General features: G+C 54.1%; 10 protein-coding genes and 1 pseudogene. 4 read left to right on the top strand and 7 right to left on the bottom strand.

Translation table 11 applies throughout. The features are described 5' to 3' along the window. Nucleotides 1–30 precede the first annotated feature (30 nt). From Q9451_RS23710 to rfbA, 4 genes are all read left to right on the top strand, one after another. Nucleotides 31–2,028, top strand: coding sequence for a nucleoside-diphosphate sugar epimerase/dehydratase (locus Q9451_RS23710; protein ID WP_041166408.1), 1,998 nt, complete (start codon nt 31–33; stop codon nt 2,026–2,028). 155 nt (nt 2,029–2,183) lie between these two features. Beyond that, the gene (gene rfbB, locus Q9451_RS23705; RefSeq protein ID WP_012271056.1) at nt 2,184–3,254 is read left to right on the top strand and encodes a dTDP-glucose 4,6-dehydratase; all 1,071 of its coding nucleotides are present in this window, start codon (nt 2,184–2,186) and stop codon (nt 3,252–3,254) included. Next, complete coding sequence (rfbD, locus tag Q9451_RS23700; protein ID WP_012271057.1) at nt 3,251–4,156, top strand: dTDP-4-dehydrorhamnose reductase; 906 nt, start codon at nt 3,251–3,253, stop codon at nt 4,154–4,156. Before rfbB ends, rfbD begins: the two co-directional genes overlap by 4 nt. Continuing rightward, the gene (rfbA, locus tag Q9451_RS23695; protein ID WP_012271058.1) at nt 4,153–5,034 is read left to right on the top strand and encodes a glucose-1-phosphate thymidylyltransferase RfbA; all 882 of its coding nucleotides are present in this window, start codon (nt 4,153–4,155) and stop codon (nt 5,032–5,034) included. The genes rfbD and rfbA overlap by 4 nt, the downstream gene beginning before the upstream one ends. A 623-nt stretch (nt 5,035–5,657) precedes the next feature. Here the strand turns inward: rfbA and Q9451_RS23690 are convergent. From Q9451_RS23690 to Q9451_RS23660, 7 genes and pseudogenes are all read right to left on the bottom strand, one after another. Continuing rightward, nucleotides 5,658–6,724: pseudogene (locus Q9451_RS23690) on the bottom strand (DUF6270 domain-containing protein). Between the two features lie 547 nt (nt 6,725–7,271). After that, the gene (locus tag Q9451_RS23685) at nt 7,272–8,498 is read right to left on the bottom strand and encodes a glycosyltransferase family 4 protein (protein WP_345960793.1); all 1,227 of its coding nucleotides are present in this window, start codon (nt 8,496–8,498) and stop codon (nt 7,272–7,274) included. Next, a complete protein-coding gene (locus Q9451_RS23680) occupies nt 8,495–9,742 on the bottom strand; it encodes a glycosyltransferase family 4 protein (protein ID WP_012271061.1) in 1,248 nt (415 codons plus the stop codon). Before Q9451_RS23680 ends, Q9451_RS23685 begins: the two co-directional genes overlap by 4 nt. Then, the gene (locus tag Q9451_RS23675; RefSeq protein ID WP_012271062.1) at nt 9,730–11,493 is read right to left on the bottom strand and encodes a hypothetical protein; all 1,764 of its coding nucleotides are present in this window, start codon (nt 11,491–11,493) and stop codon (nt 9,730–9,732) included. The genes Q9451_RS23680 and Q9451_RS23675 overlap by 13 nt, the downstream gene beginning before the upstream one ends. A 47-nt stretch (nt 11,494–11,540) precedes the next feature. After that, entirely contained in the window at nt 11,541–11,924 is a 384-nt protein-coding gene (locus tag Q9451_RS23670; RefSeq protein ID WP_012271063.1) for a hypothetical protein, read from the bottom strand. Nucleotides 11,925–11,940: 16 nt separating this feature from the next. Beyond that, complete coding sequence (locus Q9451_RS23665; protein WP_080516241.1) at nt 11,941–14,151, bottom strand: heparinase II/III family protein; 2,211 nt, start codon at nt 14,149–14,151, stop codon at nt 11,941–11,943. 156 nt (nt 14,152–14,307) lie between these two features. Continuing rightward, nucleotides 14,308–20,646, bottom strand: a complete 6,339-nt coding sequence (locus Q9451_RS23660) for a glycosyltransferase (protein WP_012271065.1) — start codon at nt 20,644–20,646, stop codon at nt 14,308–14,310. Between the last annotated feature and the right edge of the window lie 8 nt (nt 20,647–20,654).

Here is a 20,654-nt window from a genome sequence, read left to right as displayed (position 1 = left end):
ATGACAATCAGAAGAAAACTCTGGGAGCCTATGGACAAAGTACGCAAAAAACTGCTCGGGTTACCGCGTAGACAAAAGCGTCTGTTGCAGGTGCTGACAGATGTAGTGCTGGTGTGGTTCGCACTGTGGATGGCGTTCGTGGTGCGTTTGGGCATCGACGATATGGCCAACCCGTTGATTGACCATACTTGGCTGTTCCTGTGCGCGCCTGTGGTTTCCATTCCCCTGTTCATCCGCTTTGGTTTGTATCGCGCCGTCATGCGCTACTTTGGCAATGATGCGCTGATTGCCATCATCAAGGCCGTGACGCTGTCCGCGCTGATTCTGGGGTTCATCATTTATTGGGCAAGCAATCACCAGAACGTCGTGCCTCGCTCGATCACCTTCAACTACTGGTGGCTGAGCCTGATCATGATTGGCGGGTTGCGCCTGGCCATGCGTCAGTATTTTCTGGGTGACTGGTTTGCCGCGGCTGCACAGCATGTGCCTTTCGCCCAGCGTGACGACGGGCTGCCCAAGGTCGCCATCTACGGCGCTGGTGCTGCCGGTAACCAACTGGTTGCCGCCTTGCGCATGGACCGGGCCATGCGCCCGGTGGCATTCATCGATGACGATGCCAGCATCAGTGACCGCGTGATTGCCGGGCTGCAGGTTTACCGCCCGGAACAACTTGACCAGATGATCAACGTGACGGGCGCACAGGAAATTCTGCTGGCGATCCCTTCATCGACGCGCACCCGTCGCAGGGAGATTCTCAACTTCCTCGAAGGCTTCCCGCTGCACGTTCGCAGTGTGCCGGGCATCATGGACCTGGCCAGCGGCCGAGTGAAAGTCGATGATATCCAAGAGGTCGACATTGGCGACTTGCTGGGGCGCGATACGGTGCCTGCCCAGCCAGACCTCCTTGAGCGCTGCATCACCGAACAAACGGTGCTGGTGACCGGGGCTGGCGGTTCTATTGGTTCAGAGCTTTGCCGGCAAATACTGGGGCAGGCTCCCAAGTACTTGCTGCTGTTCGATCACAGCGAGTTCAACCTCTACAGCATTCTCTCCGAGCTGGAACAGCGTGTTTCGCGGGAGTCTTTGACTGTAAGCCTGGTGCCTATTCTGGGGTCGGTCCGCAACCAATCTCAGTTGCTGGACATCATGAAAACCTGGCGGGTCGACACCGTCTACCACGCCGCCGCCTACAAGCACGTGCCGATGGTTGAGCACAACATCACCGAAGGCCTGATGAACAATGTCATCGGCACCTTGCACACCGCCCAGGCCGCGCTGCAGGCCGGGGTTGCCAACTTCGTGCTGATTTCCACCGACAAGGCCGTGCGTCCGACCAACGTGATGGGGAGCACCAAGCGCCTGGCCGAAATGACGCTGCAGGCACTCAGCCGTGAAGTAGCACCAGTGCTGTTTGGTGACAGCGGCAAAGTCTCGCAGGTAAACAAGACTCGCTTCACCATGGTGCGCTTCGGCAACGTGCTGGGCTCGTCGGGCTCGGTGATTCCGCTGTTCCACAAACAGATCAAGGCGGGCGGCCCGCTGACCGTCACCCACCCAAAGATCACCCGTTACTTCATGACCATTCCCGAGGCTGCGCAGCTGGTAATTCAGGCCGGCTCCATGGGCAAGGGCGGCGATGTGTTCGTGCTGGACATGGGCGAGCCGGTGAAGATTGTGGAGCTGGCCGAGAAGATGATTCACCTGTCAGGCTTCAGTGTGCGCTCCGAACGTAACCCCATGGGCGATATTTCCATCCAGTTCACCGGGTTGCGGCCGGGAGAAAAGCTGTATGAAGAGCTGCTGATCGGCGACAATGTGATTGCCACTCGCCACCCTATGATCATGAGTGCCAACGAGGACTTCATGGCCTGGGACACGCTCAAGGAGTCCCTGCGGCAACTGATGGCGGCAGCCGCGGCTGATGATTTTGTGCGAGTTCGGCAGTTGCTGCGTGAAACCGTGAGCGGCTATTCGCCAGAAGGCGAGATTGTCGACTGGATCTACCAGCAGCGCCGTCTGGAACCCTGAGCCACCCGCTTGCACAGGGCCGCAATGCGGCCCCTGTGCCTGCGCCGCGCCAACTTGAATGTCACGTTGACATCGTCTTCGCTCTCGAACCATCCGCTAACAGGCTAGAATCTGGAAAGTGGAAGAGCAGACTCTGACAACGGAAGCAGACAAACATGACCATTCTGGTAACCGGCGGTGCAGGCTTTATCGGGGCGAACTTCGTTTTGGACTGGCTGGCCGGCAGTGATGAGCCTGTGGTCAACCTGGACAAACTTACCTACGCGGGCAATTTGCAGACCCTGCGCAGCCTTCAGGGCGACAAGCGCCATATCTTTGTGCACGGCGACATTGGCGATAGCCAGCTCGTCGCAGAATTACTGAAAGCCCACCAGCCACGCGCCATCGTCAACTTTGCCGCCGAGTCCCACGTCGACCGCTCGATCCACGGCCCGCAAGCCTTCATCGAAACCAACGTCGTTGGCACCTTCCACTTGCTGGAAGCCGTGCGTGCCTACTGGGGTGGCTTGAATGGGCCGGCGCGCCAGGCATTCCGCTTCCTGCATGTGTCCACAGACGAAGTCTATGGTTCGCTAACGGCTGGCGAACCGGCCTTCACCGAAACCCACCAGTACCAGCCCAACAGCCCGTACTCGGCCAGCAAGGCCGCCAGCGACCACTTGGTGCGTTCGTATCACCACACCTATGGCCTGCCGGTGCTGACCACCAACTGCTCCAACAATTACGGCCCCTACCATTTCCCGGAAAAGCTCATCCCACTGATGATCGTCAATGCCTTGGCAGGCAAGCCGCTGCCTGTGTACGGCGACGGCCAGCAAATTCGCGACTGGTTGTTCGTCAAGGATCACTGCAGCGCCATCCGCCGTGTGATGGAAGCCGGCAAAGCCGGAGAGGTCTACAACGTCGGTGGCTGGAACGAAAAACCCAATCTGGAAATCGTCAACCGTGTCTGTGCGCTGCTGGACGAACTGCGCCCGCGCACCGACGGCAAGCCCTACGCCGAACAGATCACCTACGTGACCGACCGCCCTGGCCACGACCGCCGTTACGCCATCGATGCCCGCAAGCTGGAGCGCGAACTGGGCTGGAAACCCACCGAAACGTTCGAAACCGGCATTCGCAAAACCGTGGCCTGGTACCTCGACAACCAGGAATGGGTGCAGAACGTGCAGTCCGGCAGCTACCGCGACTGGGTCGAGAAAAATTACGCAGGGCGTTCTGCATGAAGGTATTGCTACTGGGCAGGGACGGCCAGGTAGGCTGGGAGCTGCAACGCAGCCTGGCCCCGCTGGGCCAGGTGCTGGCACTGAACGCCCGTAGCCAGGCGCATTGTGGCGACTTGGCCAACCTGCATGGCCTGGCCGAAACCGTACGCGCCTTCGCACCCGATGTCATCGTCAACGCCGCTGCCTACACTGCCGTGGACAAGGCCGAAAGCGACCGGGAACTGGCCTTCAGGGTCAACGCCGAAGCTGTCGATGTGCTGGCCCGAGCTGCCGCCGACTGCGGCGCACTGCTGGTACATTATTCCACCGACTACGTGTTCCCGGGGCAGGGCACCCAGCCTTGGCGTGAGGACGACGCCGTCGGCCCCCTGAACACCTATGGCGCCAGCAAGCTGGCTGGCGAGCAAGCCATTCTGGCCGCTGGTTGCCAGCACCTGGTTTTCCGCACGTGCTGGGTATATGCCGCCCGCGGCAACAACTTCGCCAAAACCATGCTGCGCCTGGCGGCGGAACGTGACAGCCTCGGCGTGATCGACGACCAGCACGGCGCCCCGACGGGCGCTGAACTGATCGCAGACATCACCGCCCACGCCATCACCGCCAGCCGCCGCAATCCTGCCCTGGCCGGCCTGTACCACTTGGCCGCCGGCGGTGAAACCACCTGGTGCGGCTACGCCCGTTACGTACTGGCGCAAGCGGCTGCCCATGGCGTGCGGCTGAAAACCCATGCCGAACAGGTCAAGCCTTTGACCACTGAGGCCTACCCGACCCCGGCCAAGCGGCCGGCCAACTCGCGTCTAGACACCAATAAACTGCAGAAGGCCTTTGCCCTGACCCTGCCAGACTGGCGCCTGGGTGTGGCTCGCATGCTGACGGAAATCCACGAGAAAGGACCACTATGAAGCGCAAAGGCATCATCCTGGCAGGTGGGTCGGGTACCCGCTTGCACCCCGCGACGCTGGCCATTTCCAAGCAACTGCTGCCGGTGTACGACAAGCCGATGATTTACTACCCGCTGACCACATTGATGCTGGCGGGTATTCACGACATCCTGATCATCTCCACCCCCCAAGACACTCCGCGCTTCGAGCAACTGCTGGGCAACGGCCACCGTTGGGGCATCAATATCACCTACGCCGTGCAGCCATCCCCGGACGGCTTGGCCCAGGCGTTCCTGATTGGCGAAGACTTCATCGGCAACGACCCCACCGCACTGGTACTCGGCGACAACATCTATTACGGCCACGACTTCCAGCAACTGCTGCGCAGTGCCATGGACCGCCGGGGCAGTGCCAGCGTGTTTGCCTACCACGTGCAGGACCCTGAACGTTATGGTGTGGTCGAGTTCGACGGGCAGGGCAATGCGATCAGCCTGGAAGAGAAGCCGGCCCAGCCCAAGTCCAACTATGCCGTGACCGGGTTGTACTTCTACGACAACGACGTGATCGAGATTGCCAAGGGCATTCGGCCGTCCACGCGTGGCGAGTTGGAGATTACCGATGTGAACCGGGCTTACCTGGAGCAGCACCGGTTGTCGGTGGAGATCATGGGGCGCGGGTATGCCTGGCTGGATACTGGGACGCATGACTCGTTGCTGGAGGCTAGCGGGTATATCGCCACGATTGAACGGCGGCAGGGGTTGAAGGTGGCTTGTCCGGAAGAGGTGGCTTACAGGCAGGGGTGGATTGGGGCGGAGGAGTTGCTGAGGTTGGCTGAACCGTTGGCCAAGAATGGGTATGGGCAGTATTTGAAGCGGTTGGTGGGGGATAGGGTTTATTGATGGATCTTGGGCTGTCCGCTGCCACCGGGCAGGCCCAAACTTTCCCACTCAGAGGTGCAATGGCGAAAAGTTGCAGCACTTTTACAGCCCACCAACTTAAAAGCCCACAATCATATAGTTTTGCCTCTGACTTATGCATCCTTCATTGAGAGGTAGACGCGGGAGGCTGCTCATCAGCTAAGCGAAAGCCACCACTTTTGAGATGCTGACTCTTGTGATGGGCGATGTGCAGTTACCGATATGGCGACAAGAAACTGATCCAAAAAGCGTGCTGACCACCCAAACGGTAATATTCGCGGTTTACTCCAATAGCCCCATGACAGGGAGTTCAGAAATGCATATCAAAAAATGTCTATGATAAAGGGCACCTCAGCACTTCTGGATCTGAAATGCTTGGCGCTGAGGCCCTGTGAACCAATGTATTACCATAAGGTTCGCTAGAGATTTTATCAAGCTCAGCCGAACCGCTTGCAAATAATTAGCAGTGAGTAAGGTGTTTGAACGGGTTACCAAGTCCGTATTTTCTGCTCGTTTGGGAAATGGTGTGAGGTACGGTGTTGCGCTTAAGCCTGGGCAGGTATGAAAAACCTGCCCATACTTTTTCATCAGTTCTGCCGCGAGCTTTATATTGGCTCTACAGTGCATTTGGCTGACAGTTGTTCTTCGAAAATATCTTTATAAAAAGCCATAACCTCTAGTGTCTTGTACGTTTCCGGCACACGGAAGCGAGCATTTTGCGACGTGTCGTACCACCGGACATCACTTCGAATACCATCAACAACAAAGTAAAATGCAAAACTCCCGCTGTCGTGAAGTCTGCCTTCTGTAACAAGAGAGCAATGCGCGAAAATCTCTCCATCGGCTTTTATGGCGGCGACGGTGAGTTTCGCACCCTTTGATACAAATGGAGCATATGAGCGAGCTTTCGCTGCGGATACTGTCTCGTACGAACTTGCGGATTTTAACTGGATCTGTGATAAGGCTTCCTTATAGTAGCCTTCACAGTAATGGAAGGGCGAGGCTCCCCAGCGATGGAACTCGTCTGCGGTCAACAGTGACGAAGAAAACTCCAAGAACTGATGTTCTGCCAATTCATGACTTAGAATCTCGTACATCCATGTGAGTTCGGTGTTGGCTTTTTCGATGAATATCGATGCAACGGGAAATTTGGTTTTGCTCGGCTTTTCAAATGCAGAAGACCATAAAACCTTGTTGACTAATACGCGGTCAAGCTTATTTTTTGCTTAAGAAATACGAGAAGTTTTTGCATTCCTTCAAACCAAAGCCGGCGGCGCTCCATTGAGCCTTGGGGAATGCTTTTGAAGCCTTCAATAGAGGGGTCTTCAAGTATCCCGCTTTCGGTTAGTTCGTTCGAGTGAGTTAGAACTTGTCCGGATGGCAAGACTATCAAGTCAAATCGTTCATCGATCAAGTCAATCAAGATGACATCTGCGTTATCAAATTGATTGTTTTTTGAGAGGATTTCTTTGGAGAAGTCGTATGCGACCATCCGGCGCCGGAAAGCCGATGGGATGTTTTCTAACACTTCTGAGTTCTCATAGGCATCACTGCAAAGTGAGGCCATTGACGATCTCGCATAGTACTCAAGCAAATTGAATTCGCGACTTTCTTCGAGATTGAATATATCTCGTGAAACGCAGCTGCCGTAGATTATTAAATTCTTGGTCACTATTTTGTTTTAGCCTTCTGGAATGATGCACTTTTCTGGTGCACCGATTGGCGCTACTACAAATCCCTTTAAGCACTTAATTTCATCCGAACGGACCACCTGGGTGCGGTACTGGCCCCCTTGGGCGAAAACACAGTTGATTGTAGAGGCTGTCATCTGGGATCCAATTCTTGTGCCTGAGCGCATAGCTGTGCTGCATTATCGCGGTCAGTGGCGGCGAATGCAACGCAAGCAGGGCAGTTCTGAGGGCTACTTTGCACTTGGAGCGCACGGATCAACGCAAAGGTGTCGATCGAGAATCCCTACCGAGCATGTGCTTATCACCAACGCTGCATATGAACAAAAGGTAGGGCGCTCCCTAGGCGCAGAGAGTTAATTTTCAATCTATCACTGGGTTGAAGTGCTAGGGTTGAATTTAAGTTGAAAATGCAACAGGGTTGGGCAGTACTGGCAAGAATGTCATGGAGGTAAGCGCTGGTAGTGCGTCCGCTGGCAGGGTGTTTATGCAGGCAGATGGAACGTTGGATGTTTGGAGGGATAGGTTAGCTCAGACCTTTGTATTTTGGGGTTTCGTGCGAGCCCGGTATTTGGGCGAGATTTGTAAAACATCTTTTGCCATTTTCTTCTTGATATTGTTGCGGGAAAATTGCTGAACAAAATCAAGCCGAGGAGTGTGCTGAAGTTTCAGTTGATAGAAGGCTTCGACTGCGCCGTCTAGGTCGCATGGGTTAAAGAGCGCGGCGTTTTTAATTCGCTTTTTTGCGAAGCGCCCAGCATATCCAGAAAGACCTCCCCAGATCGGCTTGTTCGTGGCGGCGTACTCAAACAGCTTTGAAGGAAGTACACGTCGAAAAGTCTTCAAGTTGTTAAGGTGTAGGAAAAGTACGTCCGCTTGATGATAGATGCGTAGCAGCTCTTCACGCTTCATAGGTGGTGAAATCGTGACATTTTCAACTTTCGCTTGTGTCAGAGCAAGCCTGAGCTCTTTTAAAGCACTCCCTGCTCCGATTAGGTGGAAGTCAACTTTCTCAGCGAATCGCTTGGCAAGTTCAGGAAGGATTTGGTGAAGTCCTTGCCCACTGCCGATATTGCCAGCATAAACAACTTTAATCCGCTCCGGCGTACTGTCATAGGTTGGAGGTTGAATGGCCGAGATTTGATTGATGAATAGGTCATCAACACCATTTGTATAAAGGGTGAATTCTCGGCCTGGATACCGAGTATTGAAGTAGGGCAAAAAACCTGGTGATATCAAATTGACTCGCGTGGCGCGGTTTATCGTCCAGCGCTCTATCGGTGAAAATATTGATGCGGCGAATTGTCCCCAGCGTGGGGGCAAAAGGTCTCGTAATGTATCAACAAGGATGTCGCGGATGTCCAGATAGAGACCGCAGTCTTTGCGTTGGGCGATGAGCGCGCCAAGTGATGCGGTCATCAGACGTGAAGACGTGGCAAACACCAAATCATATTGTTGATTGCGTGTGGCTTTGAGTGTGTTAAGTGCAAAGCTGACGAAGGCTCTGGCCTGGTCTCTGATCCCGCTTCGATGAGCGGGTATTTCAATGCGACGAATTCTAAGTAAAGGGGAGCATTCTAAACTTACAGCGTTTGCAGTGTAGGAGTGATAGCGATTTGGGTGGGTTGTAATCACATCGATATCTATATGCTCACCCAGTTCAGCACGCAGTGCATTGACGAGCGCCTCTGCACGAAATGACCCTGCCGAAAGATCTGGAGGATAGTAAAAACTCAACAGAAGGATCCGAGTCGTCATGGTCTAACCTGTTGGGGCGAGGGGGGCGACTTAAGGATTTTTTTGTAGAGCTCTACCAAACGATTCTCTTGCTCCTCCCAGTTAAGTTTTCCTGCAGTTGAACGCGCATTGGTGGCAAATGTGCTCCGCAATTCGAGATCTGTAACGAGTTGAATAAGTGCTCCAGCCAGTGAGGATGAGTCATTGGCTGGTACCAGTAGTCCGACATTGTTACTGCGCACAATTCGTCGTATTTCTGGGAAGTCGGTGGCAACAACGGGCAGCCCTGCGATCAGGTACTCAAAAAGTTTGTTCGAGTCAGTGGTGTAGTGATTGAGGCAAGTATTTTCAATCGGCTGTACACCAATGTCTGCTGATGCAGTATAGCTAGGCAGCTGTGATAAGGAGACGGTTGGGATAAAGTGCACACGTTCTTGCAGCCCTAGCTTATCGCGGAGATGGGCTAGGTCCAGCGCTAGGCGGCCACCGCCAATAAATACGAAATAGGCATTTGGCACATCCGCAGCCGTGCGGATGAGTTTTTCCAATCCTCGGCCCTGCTGTAAACCGCCTTGATAGAGGATAATCGGCCAGGATGCTTTAAGCTCCAGTTCCTCCCTAATACGATTTGAATTTTTGCAATGTGTGAGCCGAGGTCGATTTTGCAGGACGGTTGGCCGCGCTATGCCATAGGCACGAGCAAAGTATTTAGCTCTAGCGTCTGTGGTCGTGATACTTCCGTCTACTTTGGGCATTAACTGCTTCTCTACAAAGCCCACTAGGCGGCGGAAACTGCTATAGCCCTCACGGCTAGTACTTATTTCATGAGCGTCATACACAAGGCGAGCTCGGCTAAAACGAGCTGCTAACCAGGCCGTAGGCAGTGTATTTACGTCATGAGCATGAACGAGATTTGCCCGATATCGAAGCATTTGCCAGAGAAGGGCCATATGGGTCCAGGTTCTTGCAATGAGGCGAAGAAGCTGGTGCTTTACTGTAAGTTTTCCGATTGGGCCTTGAGCTTTGCTGCTGACAGAGGTCTGGTTGGGCAAAGAGCTACCCTTACGCAATCGCCACAAAGGACTGCGAGCAACTCGGAGTACCTGAATACCTCCTTCAATTTGTTCACGTTGCTGTGTAACACCAGGGGTGTGTAAAGCAAAGACTTTAACTTGATAGCCTGCGTGCTGGAGGGTTTGCGCTTCCTTGAGTACGCGGGCATCATTTAGGAACTCGTTCCACACCACCATGGCTACGCGTTGCATGCAATTTCCTTGAATGCTGGTTGATTAAGCTCATCGGCCAGCCCGGTAATTTGGGGAAGGAGCTCTGCTGCTGATATGTAGTTTTGCCGTACAAGCAACTGATCCAGTTGAAAGCACAATGCAGAAAAACGCAAATGTGACGTTGTTAATTCCTGCATGTCTGCGCGGTGCTCCTTGAGGTCAGCCAGTAACTCTACGAGCAAAGATCCGAGTTTTTTTGATATTTGGAAGCTTGCACCCACAGGCTCCAGGCTCCAATTGCCCCAATAGCTGGCTGCCAACGCACCATTATCGGAAATGAATATTTGGTCCTTGCCGACCTGCGAATTGCAAACATGCAAAGGAAGTGTTCGTAGAAGGTGTCGGGTGCTGTCGATGCCCTGGATAAACTCTTTGAATGCCTTCTGATGTATACTGATCTCGAGTGCTTCCCCGAGATTAGTGAGTGCTGAGTCGCTTAGTCGATCCCACAGTAGAGGGCGTGAGCGAGTGTATTTCTGTATCAAGGGCTGTGAAGGTATGCTTCTCATGAGAAGCTTGCTTAGTTCGAGTTGATGTATGCCGTACTCAACTGGTGGTATTTTGTTCAGGTGTTCCGCGCGAAAGATATGGCAGTGATAACCCTCTAGAATAGTTGCCTGCACGAATGGCAAGGCCTGAAGGTTTCTGACTTGAGGCTCAGACAGTAGGGTTGCCTCATTTATCGCTAACGTGCTTCGGGTGGTGTTGAATACTTTCAGAAGATAGATGTCTTCTGTGCCTTGCGCGCACGTGGACTTCACTTCTAGTGCGAAAATATCGTGTACGCCGCTTTGGTGCCAGCTTACACGGTGGCTCGCATAGTTTTTATCACTGATGGCGTTAAGTAAGGCGGGGACCCAGTTGTCAATTTGGCTTTGGGTGAAAATGCTCCAAAACTTAGTTGCGTTGGGTTTGATTTCGCCTGTTAGTTTGTGTGCGTTGAAAAATAGCGCCGATATTTGCAGGCGTTGCTCTTTCAGTAAGATTATGTCTTGAATCAGCAGGGTCGCGCGCTGCATGATTTGTCGTGTTAACAGCACACCGATAATTGCTGGAAGCAAGCTCGGCGGGGTGTCAGAGAGCAGATCGTACGCAAGGTAGCAGAAGGCTGCAAGAAATCCCAAGGATCCCAATGAATTAATCAGCTCATGGGTCCCTTCGTTTGAAGAGGGTGATGCGCTCTTCCGTAGCGTCGACTTCGCTTTGGCCGCGATGCCCATGCAAAGCCAGAACGAAATGACTGCAATTGAAAGCTCTAGATAAATAAAGCCAAGTGCACCGATAGTCAATGTCAAAAAAACTACAGCAGCAAGGCTGCGTGTAAGCCTAAGATAGGCTTTACGAGCTACGTCATCTTGGCCATCGAATACAATTAGTTTGCTGCTATTGTTAACTAGCTTTTCACTCCCGAGAATTGTTAGTTTCTTGGTTATTGATTCAGAAGCTAAATACAATAGATAGAAGGCAATCGCCGCGATGCAGAGGGCTATGAATAAATCTTTCTGTTCAAATTTCTTGAAATATTCAGGAAAGTATGACGGGATGGAGGGGGAGCCAATTAGGATAATTGCCTTTAGTGGCAGGTATGAGGCTGCTAATAAACTGATCTGCGCCGCCAAGGTGCAGATTATGATGGTAAAAGTTAGCCCCGGAATATTGCGAGTTATCTTGGAAGCAACGGAGTATATCCATCGTCCTGCGTTTGGGTTCACGCTTTTAACTTCGCTCATGATAGCTGGCCTTGTGTCAGATGTATCTGAGTATTCCGGGGCATTTTTTAATTTACTACCCAGGAAAGTACGGCTTGGGTGGTCGCCTGGTTGGGGTTGGCTTGCTTGAAGTTGGCAACGATCATCGCGGAATTTGGTTTCTTGAAGTAGACCTGAATGGCTGATTCTTCTTGGGTTTTAACAGTTGGCTTGTAGCCATTCTTTTCAAGCTGTTGGCTGAAGTCAAGGTAAACGGTTTTCAGGTCTGCAGTAGTTTCAAAGTAATGGTATTGACGGTCCTTGTCATCTTTGGTTGCCATGTAGCTTTTGGTGCTCTTAACATTGTTCAAAGAGATTTTGTTGCCCTCTTTGAGGTTGATGTTGGCCACGTCAGGTGCATCACAAGCGGTCAGGAAGAGAGCAAGGATCGAATACAGGGCAATCTTTTTCATGTGTAATCCGTAATTTTCAGTTGTGGTGAGCAGTAATAGTGAATTGCGCTGTCGTAGCGTTCTTCATTTCAAATGCAACCATCGACGTGTCAATTTGCTGCATAAAGCCAACGCCGCTGATGCCTTTCACAAGTTGATCATCGTTCCAGCCTGTGACGATCGTGCAGGGGCAGTTTGAAGCGATTGTAATTCGATAGTTGGACGCGGGGTGACGAATTTCCACACCCTCTTGACTCTTGGTTACCTGAGTGCCGTCACCGCAGTGGAACAGGCTGAACATAGGCTTGTCTGTCAGCGTTGCATGGATTTCGTCGCTGATATCAAGCTGCAGGCGATCGAGATAACCGTTGATGCTGCGTTTAATTAACGTGTTCTCAAACGCGTCATGCGAGCCATTCAAGCTGAAGCTATTTTCGATGACGTCTCCGGACAACCGGGCGTGGCCAGGTTCGATGCTGTAAGGCACGTCACCGATAACCGGATTGTTGTGCGAGTAGGCCCCCCTCAAGAAGCTCTGGACAGGCTTTACATACTCGTGCGAGTAGAAGCTCGGGTCGATGAGCCACTCGATACCGTCCATGAACAACGTAAAGGACAAGTTGTCTTGATGCTTGTGGGTTTTGCACAGCGACGTTGCAAACATGGTTAGCATGTAAGCAGTTTGCGCGTGATTACCTTTGATAATTGCGTAGCCAGCCGTTGGCAGAATCGTTGCCGATGTCGTTGGGTAATTCTTGCTGTTGCGTACCGTTTCCAGGTCGGGGTTGGCGCGACGGAAGGTATCGCCCTGGGCTGGGGAACGGTTATCTGGGTAGCGCAAAAAGTCGGAAAACTTGAGCAGTTCTTCTGCAACCGTTGGGATGGTCGTATCGTGCGAACTTTGCTGTGCCAGTTCACCGGCGAAGGCTATCAGGCGCTGTACACCCTGGTGATAGCCGATGGAGTTTTCAACGAACACGGCATAGCCGTTGTCGCGAACAATCAGCGTATCAAGCTGATCGGTCAGGCGGGACAAGGCCAGCGTTTGCCAGCGTTCGGAGCACGGGAAGTCGGGCATGGCCAGGCTGGTCGCCAGCAGTGCCATGTCCTGGAACCATGCATGGTTGTGGTAGCGCGACGCCTGGTGAGAGGCGTAGAACATTTCCGATGCCAGCAACTGGGCATGCTTGAAGATGGCTGAGCGCAGACGAACCATGAAGCGGTGCTCGAACTGCTGGCGAACGCCGATATCCCAGATCAACAAGAATGCCAGCAAGCGCTCGGCGGTACCGTGGTCATACCAGGCAAACTTCCGGTCTTCATCAGCATTGAAATAGCTGCGTTCCAGCCAGTTGCTGATGAACTCCCGAGCCGGGAAAAGAGGCGCTACGCTCCCCTCATTCCGTGCATGCAGCATCAGAATGATTGCGGGGTGCAGCGAATGCCACGAGAAGCGGTAGGTGCCAACAGCACTCAGCTCATCTGGCAGAGTCTGTTGCCAGTCCCAATCCAGGCCAATATTTCCGTAGAGCGGGCATACGCCTTTCTGCAGATAGTCATTAGCTTGAGCCGGCACATCTTTGAAGCACTTTTCCATGTAGGCATACAGCGAATCACAGAGCGCTTCGGAAAGAGGCTCTCTTGCAAAACCTTCCGTCAGCCACGCCGTTGGCGCCTCGCTTTCGTGCCAGCAGGTCAGGCGCTCGATTTCCAGCGTGGAGCCTTCTGCCTTAGGTTGCCCTTTGAAATAAAGCTTGATCTCTTCAAGGTCGCAGGCCGCTGGCGTCTCCCAGTCATTTTGAATGCCAAATGCCAGGTCATTGTGGCCGATGGTGAAATCAACCCACTGACCACGTGCGGCGTTCACAATCTTCACATGGCGATAGCTACCTTCAAAGGTGTAGCCAACCCCGATGTAATTCAGTTTTTCCCAGTCGGAAAGTCGGAAGCGCAGGTGCAGGCCGTTGCCGTGGAAACTACGTGGCAGTTTGAAGCGAACCTGATAGACGCTGGCATTACCGCTAAAGGTAAATACCGGGTTTTCATTCACGATGGCGGCACGTGCGTTGCCACTGAAGCCCTGAAGGGTCAAGGGTTCGTCGGTTTCGCTGCCGTGGTTGCAGTACGACCTGTAGTCGAGAATCTCTCGGTCGGAGAGAAAGTCCAACGCCGGCTTATCAACCACAGGTACTGGTGTGGCCTCGATATCGTCTTCCTTGAAGAAGCGATCGCGGATTATCTTGAGCATGTCTTCGTAAGTATTCTAATAAGTGATAAGGGCCCAGCCCCCAATGGCGCTGAAAGCGCTCAAAAGCTCGCCGATAGATGATCAAGGAGCCGCAGCGGCAGAAAAGCTGCCGCGCGGTAAGGTGTGCCAAGCATTAACCAGGCACCAAGATCATGCTTATCGAATCAGCTCGATTTCACGGGTGATGATTGAATGCTTGGCGGTTTGTTTTTCAACACGCACACGCGCAGCAGCGGACATCTTGCGGAACAGCTCTGGTGACTCGACTACTTGGGCGATTCCGTCAGCCATTCCTTGAGCGTCATCGCCTGCGGCAAGGATCCCACACTCATCGTCGACAAACTCTGGGATCGCTGTAACAGCATTTGTCACTGCAACCAGGCCGGAAGCCATCGCCTCGTCACGGGATACACCTTGTGCGTCCATACGTGTTGGGCAAAGGAACAGGCCGTACTGCTTGTGCAGTGCAGCGATCTCTTGATGCTTGAGGAACCCGCGCTCAATCGTCACGTTGCTGAATTTACGCAGAGGGGCGAGGGTGTCTTCGAACAGAACGCCGTCACCGATCATACGGAACTCAAGGTCTTTGAAGTACGGTTTCTCTGCCAATAACTCGATCGCCCTGACACTCAGGTCATTAGCATATTTGGCCGACGCATAAGGGCGGATAGACAGCAGCTTCAAGCGCTGTTCGTCGGGCTTTTCTTGGTAAGAGAAGGTTTCCGTATCAATCGGGTTGTGGATGATCTCGTAGCGGTCTTCAGGAATACGGAAGCCCACGTCCTCCATCACTTCTTCGGCAAAGTAGCGGGATACGAAGACGAGTTTCAGATTGGCCGGCATGTTGCTCAATGTCTCGCGCCAGAACGCCATGCGTTTCTCGCTCTCGATTTTTGCCACAGCCAACTGGCTCTCGTCCGAGTAGTTGTACTCGCGACGCCACCAAGGCTGTACTTCTGCACCGTGTACCCAAACCACTACCTTGACCATGTGTGTGAAGCGCTTGAGCACTTCCCACATTTCAGGGTCCAGGAAGTGCACCAGCACACTCTTGTACTGACCGCTCTCGAGCATTTTAGTGAGGGTGGTCTGGCAGCCCGTTACCACGTCTACGTTCTGGAACTCGTGATAGCTGACAGCCTCGTTCTTGCGCAAGCGGAAGATGTCGACGCTCAGTTTCTGCTCCTGATAGGCCATCACTCGGCTGTGTACAAAGCCGTTGCGGTACAGATCTGCATAAGCCGGGTAGTGGTTGGTAACGACCAAGTGTTTCGAACGGCCTAGCATCTCCGAAGGTTGCAAGTCACGGTGGCCAAGCACCAGTGCCTTGATCTCGGTATTGCCAGCAGCATAGGCGCGCAGGCCAAAGCGCACGAAGGCGGCTTCCGGTGGTACCTCGGAGGTTTGATTACGGTTGGCATGTTGCATTACGTGGCTGATCCGCTGCTTCTCGGCATCGAGGAACAGCACCACCAGTTGCAGGTTCAGGCCGGGCGTGCAGTCGAGATACAGCTTGAGCTGCCGGTCTTCGAGGTTCAGTTGGTCCAAGCCGACTTCTTTCAGGGCATACACATATTCATGCTTGCCATCTGCCAGCGTGGAGCTGATACGCCAGTTATCTACATCGACAGCCAGGTTAAGGCACTTGCTGTGCTTGGCACCGAACATCTCAGCCAACTCGCGGCCGGTAATTTCTGGAGAGTCGTGGCTGGCTTCAAGGGGGGCAATGGCCTGGGCGCGCGCCTGGAGCTGGTCGATGCTCATGCCAAGGTTCAGTTCCAAGTCGTCCACCTTGGTACTGATGGTCTCTTGCTGTACAGCCCCGTTCTCGCAGTAGTTGAACGGATCAATCGCCAGGCCTTGCTCGTGGGTGTATTGCAGCGATGGCAGGCTCTTCAGCCAGTTGCGCAGCGGCTGGCCAGCAACGATTTCGGTGGCCACCAAGGAGCGACGCGCGTTCAGCGACTCAGCCGGGCGGTACGCCAGATCATTAGACTTCAGCTCTGCATTTTGCCCGATGCAGGTGAAGTGGGCTGCTTTACCAATAACCTGTGCTTGGCTGTAGCGGGTAGCCAGTGCCAAGTCCAGCAGGTAGTTAGGGCCGTAGTAGTCACCCGCTACAAAGCCGGCAACCCATGGCGTATTGCCGACCAACTCGCCAAGGCTAGTCTTCTTCAGTTGGGCAGGTTTGAGTACCAGAATGCGTGGGTCGTCACTGACGATGCTGCTTTGGTAAGCATCGGTGATGATGACCATGCGTACTTGGCTGTAGGTCTGGCGGTTCAGGTGGGCGCGCAGCATGTCGAACTGCTGACGATCTTGCGCTTCAGCAATGACCACGATTTCCGGCAGGCGCTGAGCTTTCACCGTGCCAGTGACTTTGCTCAGCACGTATTCCAAGCGTTGGGTATAAGTGTGCTCTTGCATCACTTTACGCAGAGCGGCGAGCTTCAGTTTGTCACTGTTGAGCGGGTCTTCGGCCAGCAGTTGCAGGCGGCGCAACATTTCTTCGCCGTTGTCTGTAGTAACTACCAGATCGCCGAACAGAAGGCGTACACCGCGTGAAAAGTTGCTGACGGTGATGGTGTTGCAACCCAGCAGCTCGAACACCCGACGGGCAAACATCGATTGCGACTGCTTGATCGAGTTGAGGTTGATGGCGTAGCGATAGCCCTTGTAAGCCGTGTCGATTTTTTCGAAGGGCAGGGTGCCGACGATGTATGGCTGGTACTCCTCGGGGAACTGGTAGTTGGCGTCGTTCTTGCCGAAGTTGCGGTCAAAAATTTCCAGCGGTCGGAACTTCGGCAGTTCGCAAACGAAGTTGCCCAGGTCGCGGGTGCGCTCAGGGTAGCGGGCATAGTAGGCGCCGGCGAAGCAGAAGGCGTCCTTGCGTTCGTACAGCTCGATCGGGTTGTGCAGTGCTGGCTGGCAGGCGAACGGCAGCAAGTAGACGCGGTCGTGGCCGAGTGCACCTTTATAGCGGTGGATGCAGTCGATGTCGGTGGTGAACACGTGATCGAATTGCTTGGCGGTGGTCAGGAAGGTCTCGAAGTGAACCGGGTCTTCCTTGTTCCAGAAAACGGTCGGCACCTTGTTCTGGCGGCACCAGATCAGGATATCCTGCAGCTCCTGGCTGTTGTGGCCAACCTTGCTGCCCCACAGTTCATCCTTGCCGCGCCAGGCGGACTCGATGAACAGCAGCTCTGGGCGGAATCCCTCCAGTTCTGCTTTCCAGTTGGCAGGTGTGAGCTGCATTAGATCGCATTCGTAACGATACGAGCCGAAGGTGAACTCATCCATCACGCACGCTACTTTCAGGCGGCTTGCGGGTTGGTCAGCTTGGCGCAGTAATGCAGAGCGGCTCTGCTCGCTGGTCGCTAGGGCTTCTGGCAGTTTCAGGTAGTTCTCATCCTGCACGACTGGTGCAGGAGGCAGCAGAGCTTTCATCGGCTCGTTAGCGATGCGCTTCTGTTCATTCTGCTGGCGTTGCTGGTTGGCCTTGCGGTACAGGCGTAGCAGGCGCACGGGCAGCCTGACCAGTCCGCCCAGTGAGTTGGCGCTGTTCTTGATCTGATAGCCCAACTGATAGGTCATGCTTGTTCGGGTCTTGACCAGGCGTTGCTCGGCCAGGTGGCGCTGCGTATTGGCACGCTCCAGATTGGCATTGAGCTCGTCGATCTTGCGCTGCTGCGATGCGCTGCGTTCCAACAGTTGGTTGAGGTTGGCTTTCAGCTGAGGGATCTGCTCAGTGCTGACAGTGCGATATTTCAAGTTCGCCGCACCCAGGCCTGCTTTCGAGGAGTTGAGCTCGTTCTCGAGCTGCATGCGCAGACTCTGCCACTGCTCGTTGGTGGCAGCCAGGCTAGCTTCTGCGGCCTGACGGCTAACGGTTTCGAGCGCCAGTTGCTCGGCCAGTTCGTTCTTGACCTGATTCAGCGATTCGATCGCTGTTGCTTGTTCCGCCTGCGCTTCTTGCGCTCGGGCGTTGGCTTGGGTCAGTTCATGAACTTGCTCTTCAAAGCCGTTACGCAGTTCCACAAGTGTGTTGATGGTATTGGCCTGTGCGGCATGCTCACGTTCAGCACGTGCTTGAGTTTCGCTCATCTCCAGGAGCTGGCTTTCCAACTCAGATTGGCGGCTTTGCAGAGCAGCTACTGTTTCCGTCTGAGCTGCGTATGCCTGCTTCATCGCTTGGCGCTGATTACCCAGGTCGGCTTCCAGTTCAGCTTGACGTGCTTTCAACAGGGCAATGGTTTCGGCCTGTGCAGCATCGGCCCGCTGGGTTTGGGCCTGCAATTCGTTCATATACTCCAACTCGCTTTCAAGTTCGGCTTCCAGTTCCGCTTGGCGCTTGCGTAGCGTGGCGATGCATTCGTCTTTCTCGGCAACCTCCTGGCTGCTCTCGTTTTGCAGGATGCACAATGCCTGTTTCTGATTCTCCAGCGCGGTCTCCATCGCCGTTTGGAGTTCGCGCAGGTTCGCAATGGTGTCGATGTGATCCCTGTTGGCCTCTAGCGTCTCGTCTCTGGACTCGACAGTCGCACCAATCTGAGTATCAAGTTCGTCGATACGGGATTGCAGCGAGGAGATGGTCTCGAGGCGGGAGGCATCGGTTAGCTCGGTTTGCTCGCGTAGCTCAATCATTGTCTGTGCCTGTCCTGCCAGTTCAGCTTCCAAAGCTGCCTGGCGCGCGCGCAGGGTGGTGATTGTTTCTACATGGTCGGAATTGGTCTGTTCTGCTTGGGTGTGCAGTTCTTTCTGGCGCTCAATTGCAGCTTGCAGCGCTGCCTGCTGGGCGCGGAGAGCAGTAATGGTGTCTACATGACCTGCGTTGGCCTGCTCCGCCTGCGATTGAAGTTCAGCTGCCGCTTGTCGCTGGTTTTCCAGCTTGGCTTGCAAGGCGGCTTGCTGCGCTCGGAGCGTTGTGATGGTTTCTACGTGACCATCGTTGATCTGCTGAGCTTGGGCAAGTTGCTCTGAGAGTACTTCAAGCTGTTGTTTCAGCTCGTTGCGCTGCTTTTCCAGGCCGGTTACAGCTTCGCTCAGTGCAGTGTTGTCAGCTTGGCCTTTGGCTTGAAGCTCGGCCATCTGCTGAAGTTGGATTTCCAGGGCCTCGTATTGCGCCTGTAGCACTGCAATTTTTGCCGTCTCGTTGGCTGCCAACTCCTCAGCGGCCGCGCGTTGCAGGTCAGTGGCCAGCAATTGTTCTTCGAGTGAGAGCAAGGACTGATTCAGGGTGTCCAGTTCCTCAACACGTTGCACCTGAGCTTCTTCAAGCGCTGCGATATGCTGTTGCAGTTGCGCATACTGCTCGGCAGTGGCGAGGCACTTTTCATTCGCCTCGCCCAGCTGGGATTTAAGCGAATCCAGCTCAGCATTCAGTTCCTGAATGCTGCGAGCGCTGTTTTCGAGGGCTTCTCGGTTCGCTTGCTCGATAGCGATGATATGGGCATCGCGATCTTGAAGCTGGCGGGCCAGGGCTTCAGCTTTCTGTGCTTCGAGCTTTAGCAGGGAAAGTTGCTCTGTGGCCAAACGATATTTTCTGTTGGCGTCATCCAGGCGCTCCTTGATTTCCTCAAGTTCTTGCACCCGCTTTGCCTTGGCGTCGAGAATTTCGCGGTTGGCCTGTTGCAACGTCGCTATATCTGCATCACGCACTTGCAGTTGTTTGGCGAGTGCATCGGCTTTCTGCGCTTCAGGCTTGAGCTGGGCAATTTGCTCGGTAGCACTGCGGTACTTTTTGTTCGCGTCTGCCAGTCGGGTGCCGATCGAGCCGAGGCTCTCGCGCAACGTGCGCTCAATGGACTCAAACGCCTTTTCCAGTTCTCGTACCCGATCAACATTCAGCGAGTCGATGGTCCCAGGCTTATGCGCCTCGCTCTTCACCGCAACAATGCCCAGCCACTTGCCAAGCATCTTCACTTCGATGATCTGCAAATGCTCGGCCAGCAACCGGAACGGCTCCATCAGGTAGAACGTGTGCTTGTGGTCAATGAAGTCATTGACCCCGAACGGTACGGTGATCACCAGCCGCCCACCCTGCTTGAGCAGTTCGTAGGCCTTTTCCACGAACAGTTCCGGGCGTACCAGGTGTTCGAGCACTTCGCTGATGACCACGGTGTCCGGCTCAACCTCGAGCGTATCCAGCGCGAGGAAGTCTGAATTGATGTACGTGACGTTTTGCTGGATGTGTGCCGGTTCGGCAGACAGGTAACCCTTGGCCTCTTCGATGGCCTGCGGGCTGGTGTCCACGCCAGTGACCTGGCAACCCTCACGTGCCAGCAGCAGGGGCACGATACCCTGCGAACAGCCGACATCCAGGATCCGACGCCCTTTGACCTGGGCGCAGATCCAGTGGATGCGGGCCTGCGTTTCGCGCATGAACTGATCACCCAGCTTGCCGTAATAGGCTTCCATCACGCGGTCATGAATATCGGCCAAAGGTGAAGGCAGCTCTGTGTTCACGGTAGGTTTCTCAAGCGTGGGGTTGTTCATGCGGTTTG

This window comes from Pseudomonas sp. NY8896, assembly GCF_039634505.1.
The sequence above is the reverse complement of the archived record's forward strand: the minus strand, read 5'-3'. Positions and strand labels throughout refer to the sequence as shown.

Excerpts from the sequence above, each read along its gene's own strand:
- Q9451_RS23710 (WP_041166408.1), top strand. The coding sequence starts at position 31 with ATGGACAAAGTACGCAAAAAACTGCTCGGGTTACCGCGTAGACAAAAG.
- rfbB (WP_012271056.1), top strand. The coding sequence starts at position 2,184 with ATGACCATTCTGGTAACCGGCGGTGCAGGCTTTATCGGGGCGAACTTC.
- rfbD (WP_012271057.1), top strand. The coding sequence starts at position 3,251 with ATGAAGGTATTGCTACTGGGCAGGGACGGCCAGGTAGGCTGGGAGCTG.
- rfbA (WP_012271058.1), top strand. The coding sequence starts at position 4,153 with ATGAAGCGCAAAGGCATCATCCTGGCAGGTGGGTCGGGTACCCGCTTG.
- Q9451_RS23685 (WP_345960793.1), bottom strand. The coding sequence starts at position 8,498 with ATGACGACTCGGATCCTTCTGTTGAGTTTTTACTATCCTCCAGATCTT.
- Q9451_RS23680 (WP_012271061.1), bottom strand. The coding sequence starts at position 9,742 with ATGCAACGCGTAGCCATGGTGGTGTGGAACGAGTTCCTAAATGATGCC.
- Q9451_RS23675 (WP_012271062.1), bottom strand. The coding sequence starts at position 11,493 with ATGAGCGAAGTTAAAAGCGTGAACCCAAACGCAGGACGATGGATATAC.
- Q9451_RS23670 (WP_012271063.1), bottom strand. The coding sequence starts at position 11,924 with ATGAAAAAGATTGCCCTGTATTCGATCCTTGCTCTCTTCCTGACCGCT.
- Q9451_RS23665 (WP_080516241.1), bottom strand. The coding sequence starts at position 14,151 with ATGCTCAAGATAATCCGCGATCGCTTCTTCAAGGAAGACGATATCGAG.
- Q9451_RS23660 (WP_012271065.1), bottom strand. The coding sequence starts at position 20,646 with ATGAACAACCCCACGCTTGAGAAACCTACCGTGAACACAGAGCTGCCT.